Here is a 17115-nt window from a genome sequence, read left to right on the forward strand (position 1 = left end):
ACTCGAAATCCAGCGCGGCGCGCGCTGCAGCGCCGCGCTGGGAGCCGCTAGTTCAGCGGGACCACCGGCAGTCTGCTCGCGACGTCGCCGGCGCGGTGTCCGGAGACGCTGATCCGGTGCGCGGCGAGCGCGTCGTCGAAGTCGAGGAGTCCGGTGGCCAGCAGCAGCCATTCGCGCGGCGACGACTCGACCACGTTCGGCGGGGTGCCGCGGGTGTGCCGCACCCCTTCGATGCACTGGACCGCGACGAACGGAGGAACGCGCAGTTCCACCGAGTTGCCGGGAGCCTCCTGCGCGACGGTCCTCGCAGTGAGCCGCACGGCCGCGGCCAGCGCCGACCGCCCCGGCGCGGGCGCGGTCTCGTCGCGCAGCCAGTCCGCGACGGCGAGGACGGCCGCGCGTGTCTGCGCCGGATCAGCTCTGTCTCGTGGTGCCACGGCATCACCAACGCCGACGAGCCGGCGACCATTCCCCGGACCGCCCGCCCGCGGCCCCCGTCACACGGTGAACGGCGCCGTCACGCGGTGAAGGGTGCCACCGTTCCGCGCTCCACGATCTGCTCCACCACCTCGTCGTCGGTCCGCTCCTGACCGATCCGCAGGGTCTTGTTGGCGCCGTGGTAGTCGCTCGAGCCCGTCGCCAGCAGTCCCAGGTTCGACGCGATGTCGGCCAGTTCGGCGCGCGCCGCATCGTCGTGGTCGGGATGGCGGACCTCGAGGCCGGCGAGTCCGACCGCGACCAGCGACTCGATCACGTCGGCGGTCAACACCGTCGCCGCGGCCCGGGCACGCGGATGAGCGATCACCGGGACACCGCCCGCCGCGGCGATCATCTCGACTCCCTCCACCAGGGAGGTCGACCGCAGCGCGGTGTAGTGCGGACTGCCGTCGTGCAGGAGTTCATCGAAGGCCTCCCCGACCGACGCGACGACTCCCGCCTCCATCAACGCCCTCGCGATGTGCGGGCGGCTGATACTGCCGACTCCGGCGATCTCCCGCACGCGCGCCAGCGTGATGGGGTAACCGGCGGTCACGAGGTTCTCCACGATCCGCGCACCGCGGCCCGCGCGCTCGTCCTTCATCCGCTGCCACTCGCCGGCGACCCCCGCGTCGTCGCGATCGAAGAGGTAGCCGAGCAGATGCACCGACACCAGGCTCCCGTCCTCGCGCGGATGCTTGGTCGAGAACTCCGCGCCCGGCAGCACGCGCATCCCCGACCGAACCCGGGCCGCGATCTCGTCCCAGCCGGCCGCCGTGTCGTGGTCGGTCAGTGCGATCGTCCGCAGGCCCGCCTCCCGTGCGGCCGCGAGCAGTTCCTCCGGAGTGTCGGTGCCGTCGGAGAACGCGGTGTGGGTGTGCAGGTCGGCGGTCATCTCGGGTGCCATGCGAACACTGTAGTCAGCGGTCGAATGGCCCGAACCCTCGCGCACCGGGGCCGTCTCCGGCACGATTGCCGCATGGGCGCCGAAGTGAGCCATCAGAAGTTCAGTGGAGCCGATCGCGTGCGCTTCCGGGCGCAGGTGTCCCGGGGGACCGAGGCCATCGCGCGGATGCTGACCGACGGATTGTTCACCGATCACGGCCGGCCACCCGAGCCGCTGCTCGGCATGGAGGTGGAACTCAATCTGATCGACGAGAACGCCGAGCCCGCGATGGCGAACGCCGAGGTGCTCGATGCGATCGCCGATCCGGATTATCAGACCGAACTCGGCCAGTTCAACATCGAGATCAACGTCTCGCCCCGGCCCTTCGTCGGCGCCGACACGGTGGGGCTGGAGCAGGGGCTGCGCGCATCGCTGAACCGCGCGGAGGCACGCGCGGCCTCGACCGGCAATCATCTCCTGATGGTCGGCATGCTGCCGACTCTCGGCCGCGAGCACTTCGCGCACCAGTGGATCTCCACCAACCCGCGCTACAGCCTGCTGAACGAGCAGATCTTCGCCGCACGCGGAGAGGATCTGGAGCTCGACATCACCGGCGTCCCGATGGTGATCGGCGGACCCGCCGAACGCCTGGCCACCACCAGCGACTCGATCCTCCCCGAGGCCGCGTGCACTTCTCTGCAACTGCACCTGCGGGTGGCGCCCGAGGACTTCGCCACCCATTGGAACGCCGCGCAGGCGATCGCGGGCGTGCAGGTGGCGATCGCGGGCAACGCACCGTTCCTCGACGGGAAGGCGCTCTGGCACGAGACGCGCATCCCGGTCTTCGAGCAGGCGACCGACACCCGGCCCCTCGAACTCAGGAACCAGGGGGTCCGGCCGCGGGTGTGGTTCGGAGAACGCTGGATCAACACCATCTTCGACCTGTTCGCCGAGAACACGAGATACTTCCCCGCTCTGCTCCCGGTGTCCACCGACGTCGATCCGCTCGTCGAACTCGACGCCGGCCGCATTCCGGAACTCGAGGAGCTCCGCCTGCACAACGGCACCGTGTACCGCTGGAACCGGCCGGTCTACGACGTCATCGACGGCCGCGCGCACCTACGCGTCGAGAACCGGGTGCTGCCGGCCGGTCCGACCGTCGTCGACGTGATGGCCAACGCCGCGTTCTACTACGGTCTGGTGCGCGGACTCGTCGAGAGCGAACTGCCGGTGTGGTCACAGATGTCCTTCGACGCCGCCAGGGAGAACCTCGCGGCCGGAGCGCGTTGGGGATTCGGCGCACAGCTGTACTGGCCGAACATCGGATGGGTACGACCCGACGAACTGGTCCTGCGTCGTCTGTTGCCGATCGCGGAACGCGGACTCATCGCCTACGGGGTCTCCGATCGGGCCAGGCGACGCTATCTGGGAGTGATCGAGGGGCGCGCCGCCACACGTCAGTCCGGATCGGTCTGGCAACGAGCGGCGGTCCGGGCCCGCGAGGACGCCGGCGAGTCGCGCTCGGCCGCTCTGCGCGGAATGGTCCGCGACTACGCGTCGCTGATGCACGAGGGCGAGCCGGTGCACAACTGGCCGGTGTGACGCCCGCTCAGCCCCGGCTCACCAGCCCTCGTCCGGTCACCAGCGGCATGTCGAGCGCCGTGACGAGCCCCGGCTCGGCGGCCACCACGGCGGGTACCGAGTTCACCAACCGCATGGCGGTCACGATCATGCCGGAGACGTTGTGGTCGCCGTGGCGCGCGTGATGCGCGACTTCCACCCTCATCTCCGGCTCGCCGCTCACCACGATGCGGTAGCAGCCGTCGCCGTCGGCCGGACGCGGCCAGTCCGGACACTGTTCGGGATGCGTGCGCGTGTAGTGCTCGAGGACGACTCGGTCGACGCCGTCCACCTGACCGATCACCTCGAAGTGCAGGGCGGCCATCGTGCCCGCCGGAATCGGCACCGACACCGTCTCGTAGTCCCGGTCGGCGGCGATCCGCTCATGGCGTTCGACGAGCGGCTCGTCGAGCGTCAGTCCCAGGCCCGCGGCGATCTGCCGGACCACGCTGCCCCAGCCGAGGGACAGCACTCCGGGCGTCAACAGCATCGGCTGATCATCCATCGGCTTGCCGAAGCCGAACAACTCCCCCATCACCACCGGCTGCCGGTACGTGGAGTAGTCGGCGATCTCCAGGCATCGGACTTCGTCGATCTCCTGCGACAGACTGGTGAGTGACAGCGGCAGGACGTCGTTCGCGAATCCGGGATCGATGCCGTTGACGTGCAGGCTCGCGCCGCCGGTCCGGGCGGCGTCGACCACCGACTGCACCATCGCATCGGGCAGGACACCGTACGGGTACTGCAGGATCACCGGCCCGGAGGAGACGACGTTGATTCCGGCGGCTACGAAAGCGGTGAGGTCGGCGATCGCCTCGGCCACCCGATCGTCGGTCATCGCCGTATGGACGACCGCATCGGGACGCAGCGCCAGCAGCGCGTCCCGATCCGAGGTCGCGACGATTCCGAGGTCGCGGTCGAGACCGGCCAGCCGCCCGGCGTCCACTCCGACCTTGGCCGGGTCCGACACCCACACACCTACCAGTTCCAGGTCCGGATGCGCGTCGATGCCGGCGATCGCGTGCCTGCCCACGGTTCCGGTCGACCATTCCACGACTCGCAATGCCATGCGCGCCAGGGTAGGCGGCGGCCCGGCCGCGCGGACCCCGTTCAGGAAGACGCGGTGGGCAGCCAGTTCCCGTGGAAGCCCGCGGGCACGCGTTGCGGCAGGTCCACGTACGCGATGTCCTCGAGTGTCTGCGCGTCGAGGACGGCGAGCCGTGTCGATTCGTTCGCCATGTCGGTCACCAGTCCGATGACGGCACCGTCGCCCTGTGCGGCGTCGGAACTCCGAGGCACGAAGGTGAATTCGCCGGCGAACACGCCGTCGCCGAACCTGCGCACGACGGGCCCGCCGAGCCTGCCGCCCATCCGGGCCACCAGCGAACCGAAGAGCCCGCCGCCCTCGTCTCCGACGACCCACCCGCAGTCGTGGGCCCGGCCCACGAAGCGGTCGTCCACTCGGGGGAACTCGACGGCGGCGTCCCACAGCTGCTCCCGACGGCAGGTCCGGCGCAGCGGGTCGAGGGTCCACCGCTCCATGCGGTGCCCGCCGTCGGTGGGCCCGGTGCGGTCCCGATCGAAGGTGCGGTCGTGCACCGCGAGGTCGATCACCACGGCACCGTTCTCCTCGTGCGCGTTCATGGGGTGATACACGAAGCACGGGTCGACGTCGATCCAGACGACGTCGGCGTCGCCGCCCTCGCGCGGCATCAGCCCTACCCGAGGTCGGTAGTCGGGGTCCCAGCTGTACGGCAGAGACCCTGCCCGATTCCGCGGCAGACGCTCCGACAGCAGGTGGGGCATCGGCACTCGCCCCACGACTGCCGACATCGCGAGTTCGGCGATCGGCCGGAGCCTGCGCGGAACGGCGGACGAGGCCGCCGTCTCCACGTCGAAGGTGACCGGAAGGTCGTAGATCACCACCGTCGACTCGGTCAACGAGAACGCGTGCATCATCGGGCTGCCGCCGACGGTGATGTCGACGCGGCGGCGTTCGCGACCGTCGACCCCGATCACCGAGTATCGGACCTTGTTCCCGAGCCCGAAGTGATAGCTGACCGAATGCAGCTCTCCGGTCGCCGGATCTTCGAGCGGGTGCGCGGTGTAGCCGCTGCGGACCGTGCCGTCGAAGTCCCAGACACCGAGAGTGTCGAGTTCTTCGGACAGTTCCGCGCACGGCAGCCCCGCCTCCACGAGCGCCAGGGTGTGCCCCTGAAACCCGATCACGTTGGTGTTCGCGCCGAGGCCGTGCAGAAAGGCCCGGCTGGCCGAGTCGGGTGCGGGCCTGTTCAGTCTGCGTTCGGTGGCGGGCGAATCGACCCAGCGGTTCCGGTACCAGAGAGCGTCGCCGCCGCTGAGCCGGACGCCGTGCACCATTCCGTCACCGGTGAACCAGTTGTACGTGTCGGGGTCGACGTCCGCGATCGGGTTGGGACCGTTGCGCAGGTACCGGCCGTCGAGCCAGTCCGGCAGCGTTCCCGTCACCGGGAGCGCGTGCTCGGTCAGCTCGGCGCGGACCGGTGCGTACTCGCCGTCGAGAAATCGGTTCGTGGTCATTCCCGTCACCTCCAGGTTGCCTATAACATTGTTATACGGCGATAATAACGCTGTTATGAGCAATAGTGAAGAGGCACGTCCCGATCCCGTGCGCGAGACTCTGTCCGCGGCCGCCTACCGACTGGTGACAGAACAGGGTGTCGAAGCCTTGACCGTGCGCAGACTCGCCCAGGAGGCAGGCACCTCGACGATGGCCGTGTACTCGCGGTTCGGCAGCATCGGGGCCGTCGCCGCCGAGGTCTGCGAGCGCGGATTCGCGGAGTTCGGCGATGCGCTCTCGGCCGCCGGCCGCACCGACGAACCGCTGACCGACCTGATGTGCCAAGGTCTGGCCTATTTGCAGTTCGCCACCGACCATCCGCTGCTCTACACCCTGATGTTCCAGTACTCCTCGCCCGAGTGGGCGGCCTCGCAACGGAAGGCGCTGCTGCAGCACGGGAATCCGACCGACTCCCCGATGGGGCGCGCGGCATTCGGGGTGATGGCCGAGACGATCCGGCGGGTCGCGACCCCGGAGACCGACGACGCCGCGCTTCTCATCCGATCCGGCGTCGCCTGGAGCACCGTGCACGGCCTCGCGATGTTGTCGATCGCCGGGCACCTGACCGGCGCGCACGATCTCGTCGCCCGAGGCGCGCTGATCTCGCTCGCCGTGGGTGGCGGGACGCCGCGGGAAGAGGCCGAGCGGGCGTTGGACGCCGCGATGGCGCGGATGGCCGACGGCTGACCGCGGAAGGAACGGCGGCTGCGCGCCGAAATGGGGCTTCCGCTATCGGAGCACTCGCCCGTCGCCGTCGCGAACGGACCCGGTGAAGATCATGATCGCGTCGACCAACACCCAGATTCCGAGACCGACGAAGAGCACCAGTCCGATACCGAAGATGAATGACGTCACAAACGCCAGGAACCACAGCACGAGTTGTCCCGCGGCGACGCCGTGGGTGCCGATGTACCAGCGTCCGATGCCGAACCCGCCCAAGAACAACTGCAGCAGCCCGGCGGTACGACCACAACACAACCGTGTCGACCGAACGACCTACTGCCGTAATCGCCCGACTCGCCTGTCCGCCTTCACTTCTCCGGACCGTCGTGGCCTCGCAGATCGAGCAGCGCGGACCGCACCCGCGCGGTGTCCGCATCGGTCCAGCCCGCGGGCTGGGTCACTGCGATCCAACCGTCGAGGATGACGGTGCCGTAGTTGTGTCCGTGTCCGTCGGGTACTCCGGCCGCATTGCCCAGGTCCGCGCTGACCTGCCAGAACGTGACAATCGGGTACCACCGCATCGCGGGACTGCGGTCGCCGGCGGCGGGCTCGGAAAGCCAGTCCGGCTTCTGGTAGAGCAACTCGGGCGACCACCAGACCACGGGATCGGACGGGTGCTGGATGTACAGCACCCGCGGCGCGAGCCAGGGATCCGGATTGCGGCCGATGGCCGCCGCGTCGTTGGCGAAGCGGACCACCAGCCCGTTCGCGTAAGTCGGCTCCGCCTCCGGGGTGCCCGGGTCACGACGGTCGACGAGCGCGCGCCACAACGGATTCGAGTCGGGCGGCCCGACCCACAGAACACCGTCGACCGTCGAGCGGATCGCATTCAGATCGTCGAACGCCCCCTCACCCGCCTGCGTGCCGAGGCTCTCGCCGTAGACGAACAGTTTCGGCCGGTGACCGGGCGGCTTGGTCAGCCACCTGTCGTGCACCGCCGTCACCAGGCGGCGTCCGGCCTCCGCGGCTTTCTCGCGGTCGGCGAGGAACGAGACCCAGCTCGGCAGGTACGAGTACTGTGCCGCGACCAACGCACTGTCGCCGTTCGCGACGAGTTCGAAAGTCTGCGCGGCGGTCGGATTGACCCAGCCGGTGCCGGTGGTCGGAATGATCACGAGCGTCTGACGATCGAAGGCGCCGGTCCGCTCCAATTCGTCGACTACCAGCTTCATCTGCGCGTCCGGGCCGTCCGCCGACTCCAGACCGGCGTAGACGCGGATCGGCTCCTTCGCGGGCCGGCCGTTGTACTTGGCCAGTTCGGCCGCTCGAATGCCTCCGGAGACGAAGTTCCGGCCCTCGAATCCGAGGGTCTCCCACCGTGCCGCGGACTGCGGGCTCCCCGACTTCTCGGCCAGGGAGGGCTGCACCGCGCCGTCGCGCGTGGTGTCGTTGGTGGCGCTGAAGACGGCGTTCATCGCCGCGTAACTGCCGCGCAGCGCGACGCCGTCGATCAGCGTGTACGTCACGACCAGCATCACGATGAGCGAGATCACCCCCGCCACCCGCCGCGGGATGCGGAAGATCCGGTTGATGGTGCGCGCCAGCCACCGGCCGACGTCCCGAAGCACCCGGAACACCGCGACGATCGCGACCGCGATCACCAGGCTCAACGCCATCGCCCGCAGATAGCCGAGGTACGACGGAGGGTCGGTTCCCATCAGGTCGGCGAGCTGGGCCTGCGACCGCACGCCGTAGTACAGAGCGACCGTCGAGGCCACCGCGCACAGGATGGGGACGCCGATGCGCAAAACGCGACGAACGCGGGCCGGCGGCGGCCACCAGGCGACGCGTGAGAGAACCAGCCGCCCGATCGCGAAGGCCAGCAGCGAGCCGACCGCGTAGCCGGTCGCCGCGGCGATGCCGCCGATGAGACCCTGAAACGCCCAGAGCCGAGGAAGCAGCGAGGGCGTCAGCGACCAGATGTAGAAGACGGTCCCGATCGCCAGCCCCGGCGCGTCGATGCGCAGTACCCGCATCGTCCGGGTCACCGCCGATCCGAACCACATCGACGAATGACGAACGGCGGCGCGCGGAGTTCTCCGCGGCGCCGCCTTCGTCAGTCGCTCACCGTGACCCAACGGCTACCCGAACAACCGGGGCAGCGTTCCCTCGTGCACCTCGCGCAGTTCGTCGAGCTTGACCTCGAAGTGATCCTGGACCTCCAGCGCGTCGCTGCCCTGATCCACGACACCGATGCGCGTCCACGGCATCTGCCGGGCGTCGAGCATCGCGCAGAACCTCGACTCCTCGGTGCGCGGCACGGCCACCAGGACGCGCCCCGCCGATTCCGAGAACAGCGTCACGAACGGGTCGGCGCCCTCGGGCAGCAGAATGCGGCAGCCGGTCTCGCCCGCCAGTGCGGCTTCGGCGACGGTCTGGATCAGACCGCCCTCGGAGACGTCGTGCGCTGCGGAGACAAGACCGTCACGCGATGCGGCGACCAGGATCTCGCCGAGCAGACGCTCGCGTTCGAGGTCGACCTTCGGCGGCACGCCGCCGAGATGATCGTGCTCCACCTGTGCCCAGATCGAGCCGTCGAACTCGTCACGGGTGTCGCCGAGCAGGATCAACGTCTCGCCCGGCTCGGTGCCGATGTCGGTCGGGATGCGCCGGCGGACGTCGTCGATCACACCGAGCACGCCGACGACCGGTGTCGGGAGGATCGCGGTGGAACCGGTCTGGTTGTAGAAGCTGACGTTGCCTCCGGTCACTGGGATGCCGAGTTGCGCACAGCCGTCTGCGAGACCGCGAACGGCCTGGCTGAACTGCCACATCACGGCGGGGTCCTCGGGAGAACCGAAGTTGAGACAGTTGGTGACGGCGCGCGGGCCGGCACCGGAGACCACCACGTTGCGGTAGGCCTCGGCCAGTGCCAGCTGGGCGCCGGCGTAGGGATCGAGATAGGTGTAGCGACCCGACGTGTCGGTGGCGATCGCGATGCCGCGACCGGTCTCCTCGTCGATCCGGATCATGCCCGAGTCCGCGTGCTCGGCCAGGACGGTGTTGCCGCGCACGTAGCGGTCGTACTGCTCGGTGATGAACTTTCGGCTGCACAGCGCCGGGCTCGCGAGCAACTTGAGGAACGTGGCGCGCAGTTCGTCGGAGGTCTGCGGGCGCGCCAGACCCTCGGTGGTCGAGGCGACCACGTCGTCCTGCCAGTCGGGGCGTGCGACGGGTCGTTCGTACACCGGTCCCTCGTGGGCGACGGTGCGCGGCGGCACGTCGACCACGGTCTCACCGTGCCACGTCACCTCCAGGTGCTCGCCGTCGGTGACCTCGCCGATCACCGTGGCGAGGACGTCCCATTTGCGGCACACCTCCATGAAGGCGTCGACGTTCTCCGGGGTCACGACCGCGCACATGCGCTCCTGCGACTCCGACGAGAGCACCTCCGCCGGGGTCATGCCCTCGGCTCGCATCGGCACCTTCTCGAGCTCGATGTGCATGCCGCCGTCGCCTGCCGCTGCCAATTCGCTGGTGGCACAGGAGAGTCCGGCACCGCCCAGGTCCTGGATGCCGACGACGAGACCTGCCTTGTACAGGTCCAGGCAGCACTCGATCAGCACCTTCTCGGTGAACGGGTCGCCGACCTGCACGCTCGGCAGCTTCTTGCGGCTCGGGCCGTTGCCGCCGTCGTCGTCAAAGGTCTCCGACGCCAGGACCGAGACGCCGCCGATACCGTCGAGTCCGGTGCGGGCGCCGAACAGGATGATCTTGTTGCCCGTGCCCGATGCGAATGCCAGATGCAGGTCCTCCACGCGCAGCACGCCGGCGCACAGCGCGTTCACCAGCGGATTGCCCTGGTAGCTGGGGTCGAACACCGTCTCGCCGCCGATGTTGGGCAGGCCGAGGGAGTTGCCGTAGCCGCCGATGCCGCGGACCACGCCGTCGACCACGCGCCGGGTGTCGGGCGCATCGGCCGCACCGAATCGGAGCTGGTCCATGACCGCGATCGGCCGCGCGCCCATCGCCATGATGTCGCGGACGATGCCGCCGACGCCGGTCGCCGCGCCCTGGTAGGGCTCGACGTAGCTCGGGTGGTTGTGCGACTCGACCTTGAACGTGACGGCCCATCCGTCGCCGACATCGACCACGCCCGCGTTCTCGCCGATGCCGGCGAGCATTCCCGCCCGCATCTCCTCGGTGGTCGTCTCGCCGAAGTAGCGCAGGTGCACCTTCGACGACTTGTAGCTGCAGTGTTCAGACCACATCACCGAGTACATGGCGAGTTCGGCGTCGGTGGGACGGCGGCCGAGGATCTCCCGGATCCGGGCGTATTCGTCGTCCTTGAGACCGAGCTCGGCATAGGGCTGCGGCTGATCGGGGGTATCAGCGGCGTGGGAAACGGTATCGACCTGGGCGCTCACGGCGACCATTCTATGCGAGGTCACGTGGGTGGACGGCCACGCCTCCGGCCGGGGTGCGCGAGCACCACCGGGATGCGACGCGCGGGTGCCCTCTGCTGGGAGTTCGCGCGGTCCGGCCCCGCTTGTCGGAGGGTATGGATACAGTTTGCGCACACCAGGTTCGGGGGGACCACATGGCCGAGGAGCAGATTCTATCCACGCGCGCTCTATCCACGCGCGGAGCGGCAGACGGCAAGTCGCCTGCCCGCGAGTACTTCATCGCCGGGCTCACGGCTGCCGGATTCCTGACCGGCGGCGGGCCGCCCGATCCGAAACGAGCCGAGGCGGCCTTCACCCGCGCCACCGAGCTCGACGGCGCACTCGGCGACGCCTGGCTGGGACGGGTCGCCGTCGGCGATCGATCGGGTCCGGTGCTGCTGGGGCTGTACCGAGCGCGCGATTCGATCGGCGCCGAGCAACGCCGCTTGGGACTTCCGACCGGTGTGCTGGCCGGGCATCTGCCGAGCGGGATGTTCATCGACCTGCCGATCACCGGACCGGCGGACGCCGCCGCGGCATATGCGGCGTCCCTGCTGGCCGGCGGAGACGTGGCCGGCGCCGAGGGCGTACTGGCCGAGATCGAGCACGCCGGCTCGACCGCCGACTTCTGCCGCGGCATTGTCGAGCTACGCAAGCGCCGTTGGCGCGATGTCCTGCGGACACTCTCCGTCTCAAGCACGTGGAACGACGAGTATCTCTGCGCCGCAGCCGACTTCATGATCGGAACGGCCTGTGTGCAGTTGGGCCTGTTCGAGGAGGGGCTGCGCAGACTGTCGAGCGCCGGGGACTCGGTGCTCACCAATTGCCGGCCGCAGGCCCTCTTCACGATGGGGCTGGCCCTGCGCGCACAGGGCGACGAGTCCGCTGCCCGGTCTGCGTTCGAAGAGGCCTACGCCCTGGACTCACGGCTCACCGACGCCGCCCGCGCGCTCGCCGATCCGTCGCTGCAGCTGACGGTCGATCGCGCGGTCGAACCCGCCGGCGGCCCTCGCGCCGAACGGGGGCGCGGCGTCGACGAACTCGCCCTGCGGGAGGTGTCCGAGGAACTCGCCGCTCAGATCGGGCTGGCGCCGGTCAAAGAACAAGTCGAGCGGCTGCGCGCGGCGGTCACCCTCGCACAGTTGCGATCGGAGAAGGGACTGCGCACACAGTCGCGCAGTCTGCACCTCGCCTTCACCGGACCGCCTGGGACCGGTAAGACCACGATCGCTCGTCTGGTCGCGCGGCTGTACCGTGCGCTCGGTCTGCTGTCGACGGACACGGTCGTCGAAGTCAGTCGAAAAGACCTCGTCGGACAGCACCTGGGCGCCACGGCACCGAAGACGTCAGCGGTCGTGGACTCCGCCCTCGACGGTGTGCTGTTCATCGACGAGGCGTACACCCTCGTTCAGGAGGGGCTCGCCGGCGGCGACGCCTTCGGCCGCGAAGCCGTCGACACGCTGCTCGCTCGCATGGAGAACGACCGGGACCGCCTGGTCGTGATCATCGCAGGCTACGACGACGACATCGACCGACTCCTGGCCGCGAACGAGGGTCTGGCGTCCCGCTTCGCCCGCCGGATCCGATTCAGCTCGTACACACCGGGTGAGCTGATCCGGATCGCCGAATCGATCGCTCAGCACCGGGACGCCCGGCTGTCGGCGGAGGCGACGGCGATGCTCGAAACAGAGTTCGCCGACCTCTACGGCCTGATCCGTGAGGGCCGCCGCGCATCGGATACCGCGGGCAACGCCCGTTTCGTGCGCAACGTAGTCGAAGCCGCCGAGGAGGAACGCGAGCTGCGGCTCGCCCGGACCGCCGAGCTCGCGATGCTGACCGAATCGGATCTGATGACCGTGACCGGCGCCGACATGCGCGCCGCACTGGCCCAGTTCAACGATATCCGGGTCGCCCCCACCGACGACGACCCGGATGACCGATTCGCGTAGCCTTTCAGCCGACGAACAGCCGTCTACAGCCCCAAGTCGCGCATGATCCGGTCGGCGATCTGCTTCGGTGACCCATCGCCCGGGCGCACCACCAGGTCCGGGCTCTCGGGCACTTCGTACGGAGAGTCGATGCCGGTGAACTGGGTGATCTCGCCGGCCCGGGCTTTCGCGTAGAGGCCTTTCGGGTCACGTGCCTCGCAGTCGTCGAGCGGAGTGTCGACGAAGATCTCATAGAACGGCAGATCAGCCGCTTCGTGAATCTCCCTGGCCCGCTGCCGCTCTGCGGCGAACGGGCTGATCAGCGACACCAACGCGATCGCTCCGGAATCGGCGAACAGCGACGCGACCTCCGCGGTCCGGCGGATGTTCTCGCGCCGGTCGTCGTCGCTGAAGCCGAGATCGCCGTTGAGCCCGTGACGCAGATTGTCGCCGTCGAGCAGGTAGGCGGGCCTGCCTTCGGCGACGATCCGCCGCTCCAACTCGGTGGCGATGGTCGATTTACCGGACCCCGAGAGGCCGGTGAGCCATACGGTCGCGCCGCGATGCGACCGTCCTGCGCGCGTCACCTTGCTCGACTGCCACACCACGTGGCTGTCGTGCGCGAGCGGTGCGCTGATCATGCCCGCGGCCACTGTCGCGTTGGTGGTCTCGTCGATCAGGATGAAACTGCCGGTGGCGCGGTTGCGGCGGTACTCGTCGAACATCACCGGATGCTGCGCGTGCAACGACAGCCGGCCGATCTCGTTGAGCGTGAGGGCCGTCGCGTCCTCGTCCCGATGAAGAGTGTTGACGTCGAGCCGGTAGTTGAGTCCCTGCACGCGCACGCGCGTCTCCCGGGTTCCGCAGAGCATCACATAGGTGTTGCCTGGAGCGAGAGCGGTACTCTCGGAGAACCAGCAGACCATCGCGTCCAGTTCACGTCCCACGTGCGGGCGATTGTTGGGCCGCACCAGCATGTCGCCACGCACGATGTCGATCTCGTCGTCCAACGCGATCGAGACCGCCTGGGAGGCGAACGCCTCCTGGAGTTCAACGCCGCCGGGTCCCCAGATCTGCTTCACCGTGGTCCCGAATCCGCCGGGCAGCGCGACGACCTTGTCGCCCACCGCGAACGTCCCTCCGGCGACGGTGCCGGCGAAGGCGCGGTGGTCGAGGCCGTCGCTGCGCTGCGGTCGGATCACATACTGCACCGGGAACCGCGCGTCGCGCAGGTTGCGGTCGGAGGCGATGTACACGTTCTCCAGATGGCTGAGCAGCGGTCGGCCGGTGTACCAGGGCATCGCCTCGGACCGGTCGACGACATTGTCACCGCGCAGAGCCGAGATCGGGATGAAACTCATGTCGCCGACGTTGAGCTTGGCCGCGAACGCGACCACTTCGTCGCAGATCTCCTCGAACCGCTCCTGCGAGTAGTCGACGAGATCCATCTTGTTGACGCAGACCGTCAAGTGCGGGATCCCCAGGAGCGACGATAGGAAGGCATGGCGGCGAGTCTGCTCGAGCACGCCCTTGCGAGCGTCGATCAGGATGATCGCGAGGTCGGCGGTGGACGCGCCGGTGACCATGTTGCGGGTGTACTGCACGTGTCCCGGCGAATCCGCGATGATGAACTTCCGGTTCTGCGTCGCGAAGTAGCGGTACGCCACGTCGATGGTGATCCCCTGCTCGCGCTCGGCGCGCAGCCCGTCGGTGAGCAGCGCCAGATCGGCGTACTCGTCTCCGCGCTGGGCGCTGGTGCGCTCGATCGCTTCGAGCTGGTCGGTGAGGATCGACTTCGAGTCGTAGAGGAGCCGGCCGATCAGAGTCGACTTACCGTCGTCCACGCTGCCCGCGGTGGCGATCCTGAGCAGTTCCGCCGGAGCGATCACCTCGGTGTCGGCCGGGCCGGCCGCACGGTTGTCGGTGCGCATCAGAAGTAGCCCTCTTTCTTGCGGTCTTCCATGCCGGCTTCGGAGATCCGGTCGTCGGCTCGCGTGGCGCCCCGCTCGGTGACCCGAGTGGCGGCGACTTCGGCGATCACCTTCTCCGGGGTGTCAGCCTCGCTTTGGACACAACCGGTGCAGGTGGCATCGCCGACCGTGCGGAAACGAACGCGCTCGACGTGTGCGGTCTCACCCGGATAGGTCTCCAGGAAGCGCGTCTTCGCCAGGAGCATGCCGTCACGGGGCACCACCTCACGCTCGTGCGCGTAGTAGATCGACGGGAGTTCGATGCCCTCCTGGGCGATGTAGTTCCAGATGTCGAGCTCGGTCCAGTTGCTCAACGGGAACACCCGGATGTGCTCACCCCGCGCGCAGTGGCCGTTGTACAGGTTCCACAGTTCGGGCCGCTGGTTGCGCGGGTCCCACGCTCCGAACGAGTCGCGGAAACTGAAGAACCGTTCCTTGGCGCGTGCCTTCTCCTCGTCACGTCGCGCACCGCCGAACACCGCGTCGAACCGATGCTCCGCGATCCCCCTCAGCAGCGCCGCTGTCTGCAGCCGATTGCGCGACGTGCCCGGCCCGGTCTGCTCGACCACCCGGCCGGCGTCGATGTCGTCCTGCACGCTGCTGACGATCAGCGACACCCCGGTCTGCTCGACCACCCGGTCGCGGTACTCGATCACTTCGTCGAAGTTGTGTCCGGTGTCGACGTGCATGAGCGGAAAGGGGACCGGCGCCGGCCAGAACGCCGTGCGCGCCAGATGGAACATCACCACCGAGTCCTTGCCCCCGGAGAAGAGCATGGCGGGGCGCTCGAAGGTGGCGCCCACTTCGCGGAAGATGTGGACGGACTCGGCCTCCAGTTCCTCGAGAGTCGTCAGCTCGTACCGTCGGCCGGTTCCGGCCGGGGCGGCCGGACGGGTCCCGTCGGGCGATGTGATCATCGACGCCACTTTCCTTGACTTGTCGAATATTCGACACTTAGTGTTGGCAATATGACAGCAACGGTAGGTGACGGACGCCCCGAGCGTCAATCGTCCCCGCCGACGCGCCGCGTGGTGGACGTGATGTCGCTCCTCGTCGAGCGCGCGGGCGATTCCCTCACGCTCGCAGAGGTCGTGCGAGTGACCGGCATCCCCCGCGGGACCGCACACGCGATCGCCACTCAGCTGTGCGAACTCGGCTGGCTGTCCAGGCGGCGGGACAACTCCTTCTCACTCGGCCCCGAGTTCCTCACCGTGTCCCGGCGCGCCGCACGTCTGGACCTGGTGGCGGCGAGCGCGATCCCCGCGATGCAGACCCTCGTCGAAGAGACCGGAGTGCCGGCGTTCCTCGCGCGCCGCACCGGCGATCTGGTGACCGTGGCCGATCAGGTCGTCCCGCAGACCGCTCCCGATTCCTGGGTGCCGCCGTTGCGCCGCGTCCACCTCCGACCGCCGCTGTGCCGCGAGTTCATCGCATGGTCGGACGAGCCCGAGCGCACCGACTGGCTGGCCGAGGCGTCCGCGGACCAGCGCGCCCGCCTCGCCGCCGTCCTCGACGCGATCCGCGATCGGGGCTATTCGATCGAGCGGATCACCGGACACCACCGCGCCATCATCGACACCCTGGGCAATCTCGACGAAATGCCCGCCCAGTTGCGATCGCGGATGTCGGAACTCGTGTCGGAACTGTCGGCGATCGATTACCTGCCCGCGGAATTGACCGGCGAGGTGGGTGCGGTGAGCGTCGGCGCCCCCATCTTCGACGCCGACGGAACCGCGATCGGCGCGATCGTCTCCTGCCCCGATTCGACGATGCCCGCGGACGAGGTCGCAGGGCTCGGTGCCGCGACCCGTGCGGCCGCCGACGCGGTGAGCGCCGCCGTCCGCCGCTGAACCCAGGCGTTGCCCCACGTCACGAATCGCGCTAGATTTTTTACAAGACTTCATTGTTTTTATTAGGAGGACTGGTCATGCCCGACGTCACCCTGGATGTCCGCGAGATCCCCAAGCCCCAGCGCCACCCCAAGATCTTCGGCATCTTCGACTCACTCGACGTCGGCGAGGCGATCATCCTGATCAACGACCACGATCCGCGGCATCTGCACGACGAGTTCGACGAGCGACTGCCCGGCGGATACGGCTGGGACTATCTGGTGCGCGAGAAGCGCGACTACCGCATCCGCATCAGCAAGACAACCGCGGCCCCGCCGCCCCGCCTGCTCGGCAACACCGCCGAGCTCACCGATGGACCGGTGGACGCCGCAGGCGTGGCGTGGAAACTCGACTTCGACGGCCGCGGGCTCGATTCCAACCTGATCCGGCTGGCCCCGGGCGGCGGTATCGACACGCACCGGGGAGCGGAGGTGGACGTCCTGATCCACGTGGTCGCGGGGTCGGGCACCGTCGGCACCGAGACCGGCGATGTGGCGGTGTCCGCGGGCGATCTGCTCTGGTTGCCCCGGCGGTCGGAGCGATCGTTCACCGCCGGTCCCGACGGACTCAGCTATCTCACCGTCCACACCCACCGCGAGCCCACGCTCACGATCGAGCCGCTCGGCACCGGGCGGTGA

At 68.8% G+C, this 17115-nt stretch carries 14 protein-coding genes; 5 read left to right on the top strand and 9 right to left on the bottom strand.

Annotated features, from left to right (window positions below; translation table 11 throughout):
• Positions 1-47: 47 nt before the first annotated feature.
• Entirely contained in the window at positions 48-437 is a 390-nt protein-coding gene (locus Y710_RS01050; protein ID WP_006895739.1) for a sterol carrier family protein, read from the bottom strand.
• Between the two features lie 80 nt (positions 438-517).
• A complete protein-coding gene (locus Y710_RS01055; RefSeq protein ID WP_101841659.1) occupies positions 518-1384 on the bottom strand; it encodes a PHP domain-containing protein in 867 nt (288 codons plus the stop codon).
• A 72-nt stretch (positions 1385-1456) separates the two neighbouring features.
• Between Y710_RS01055 and Y710_RS01060 the strand changes: the two genes are divergently transcribed.
• Entirely contained in the window at positions 1457-2965 is a 1509-nt protein-coding gene (locus Y710_RS01060; RefSeq protein WP_062365974.1) for a glutamate-cysteine ligase family protein, read from the top strand.
• 7 nt (positions 2966-2972) lie between these two features.
• Here the strand turns inward: Y710_RS01060 and Y710_RS01065 are convergent, their stop codons facing one another.
• The gene (locus Y710_RS01065; protein WP_062365978.1) at positions 2973-4052 is read right to left on the bottom strand and encodes an NAD(P)H-dependent amine dehydrogenase family protein; all 1080 of its coding nucleotides are present in this window, start codon (positions 4050-4052) and stop codon (positions 2973-2975) included.
• A 41-nt stretch (positions 4053-4093) separates the two neighbouring features.
• Positions 4094-5542, bottom strand: coding sequence for a carotenoid oxygenase family protein (locus Y710_RS01070; RefSeq protein ID WP_062365980.1), 1449 nt, complete (start codon positions 5540-5542; stop codon positions 4094-4096).
• Between the two features lie 55 nt (positions 5543-5597).
• Between Y710_RS01070 and Y710_RS01075 the strand changes: the two genes are divergently transcribed.
• A complete protein-coding gene (locus tag Y710_RS01075) occupies positions 5598-6269 on the top strand; it encodes a TetR/AcrR family transcriptional regulator (protein WP_062365982.1) in 672 nt (223 codons plus the stop codon).
• Between the two features lie 42 nt (positions 6270-6311).
• On the opposite strand, the gene Y710_RS01080 is transcribed toward Y710_RS01075, so the two are convergent.
• The 3 genes from Y710_RS01080 to purL form a co-directional block, all read right to left on the bottom strand.
• Complete coding sequence (locus Y710_RS01080) at positions 6312-6560, bottom strand: TM2 domain-containing protein (protein ID WP_156479386.1); 249 nt, start codon at positions 6558-6560, stop codon at positions 6312-6314.
• A 53-nt stretch (positions 6561-6613) separates the two neighbouring features.
• Positions 6614-8311: an alpha/beta hydrolase gene (locus Y710_RS01085; protein WP_051999618.1), complete on the bottom strand. Its 1698-nt coding sequence runs from the start codon at positions 8309-8311 to the stop codon at positions 6614-6616.
• 75 nt (positions 8312-8386) lie between these two features.
• Positions 8387-10681, bottom strand: coding sequence for a phosphoribosylformylglycinamidine synthase subunit PurL (gene purL / locus Y710_RS01090; protein ID WP_045539527.1), 2295 nt, complete (start codon positions 10679-10681; stop codon positions 8387-8389).
• Between the two features lie 164 nt (positions 10682-10845).
• Here purL and eccA point away from each other — a divergent pair, with 164 nt between their 5' ends.
• Positions 10846-12639, top strand: coding sequence for a type VII secretion AAA-ATPase EccA (gene eccA / locus Y710_RS01095; protein ID WP_082781234.1), 1794 nt, complete (start codon positions 10846-10848; stop codon positions 12637-12639).
• Between the two features lie 23 nt (positions 12640-12662).
• On the opposite strand, the gene cysC is transcribed toward eccA, so the two are convergent.
• Complete coding sequence (gene cysC / locus Y710_RS01100) at positions 12663-14549, bottom strand: adenylyl-sulfate kinase (protein WP_045539911.1); 1887 nt, start codon at positions 14547-14549, stop codon at positions 12663-12665.
• Positions 14549-15505: a sulfate adenylyltransferase subunit CysD gene (gene cysD / locus Y710_RS01105; protein WP_062366114.1), complete on the bottom strand. Its 957-nt coding sequence runs from the start codon at positions 15503-15505 to the stop codon at positions 14549-14551. Before cysD ends, cysC begins: the two co-directional genes overlap by 1 nt.
• Positions 15506-15556: 51 nt before the next feature.
• On the opposite strand from cysD, the gene Y710_RS01110 reads away from it, so the two are divergent.
• A complete protein-coding gene (locus Y710_RS01110) occupies positions 15557-16438 on the top strand; it encodes an IclR family transcriptional regulator (RefSeq protein ID WP_006895751.1) in 882 nt (293 codons plus the stop codon).
• Between the two features lie 77 nt (positions 16439-16515).
• On the top strand, positions 16516-17115 hold the full coding sequence (locus Y710_RS01115) for a DUF2249 domain-containing protein (protein WP_006895753.1): 600 nt from the start codon (positions 16516-16518) through the stop codon (positions 17113-17115).

This window comes from Gordonia sp. QH-12, from assembly GCF_001578675.1.
In the GTDB taxonomy this organism is placed as follows: Bacteria; Actinomycetota; Actinomycetes; order Mycobacteriales; family Mycobacteriaceae; genus Gordonia; species Gordonia sihwensis.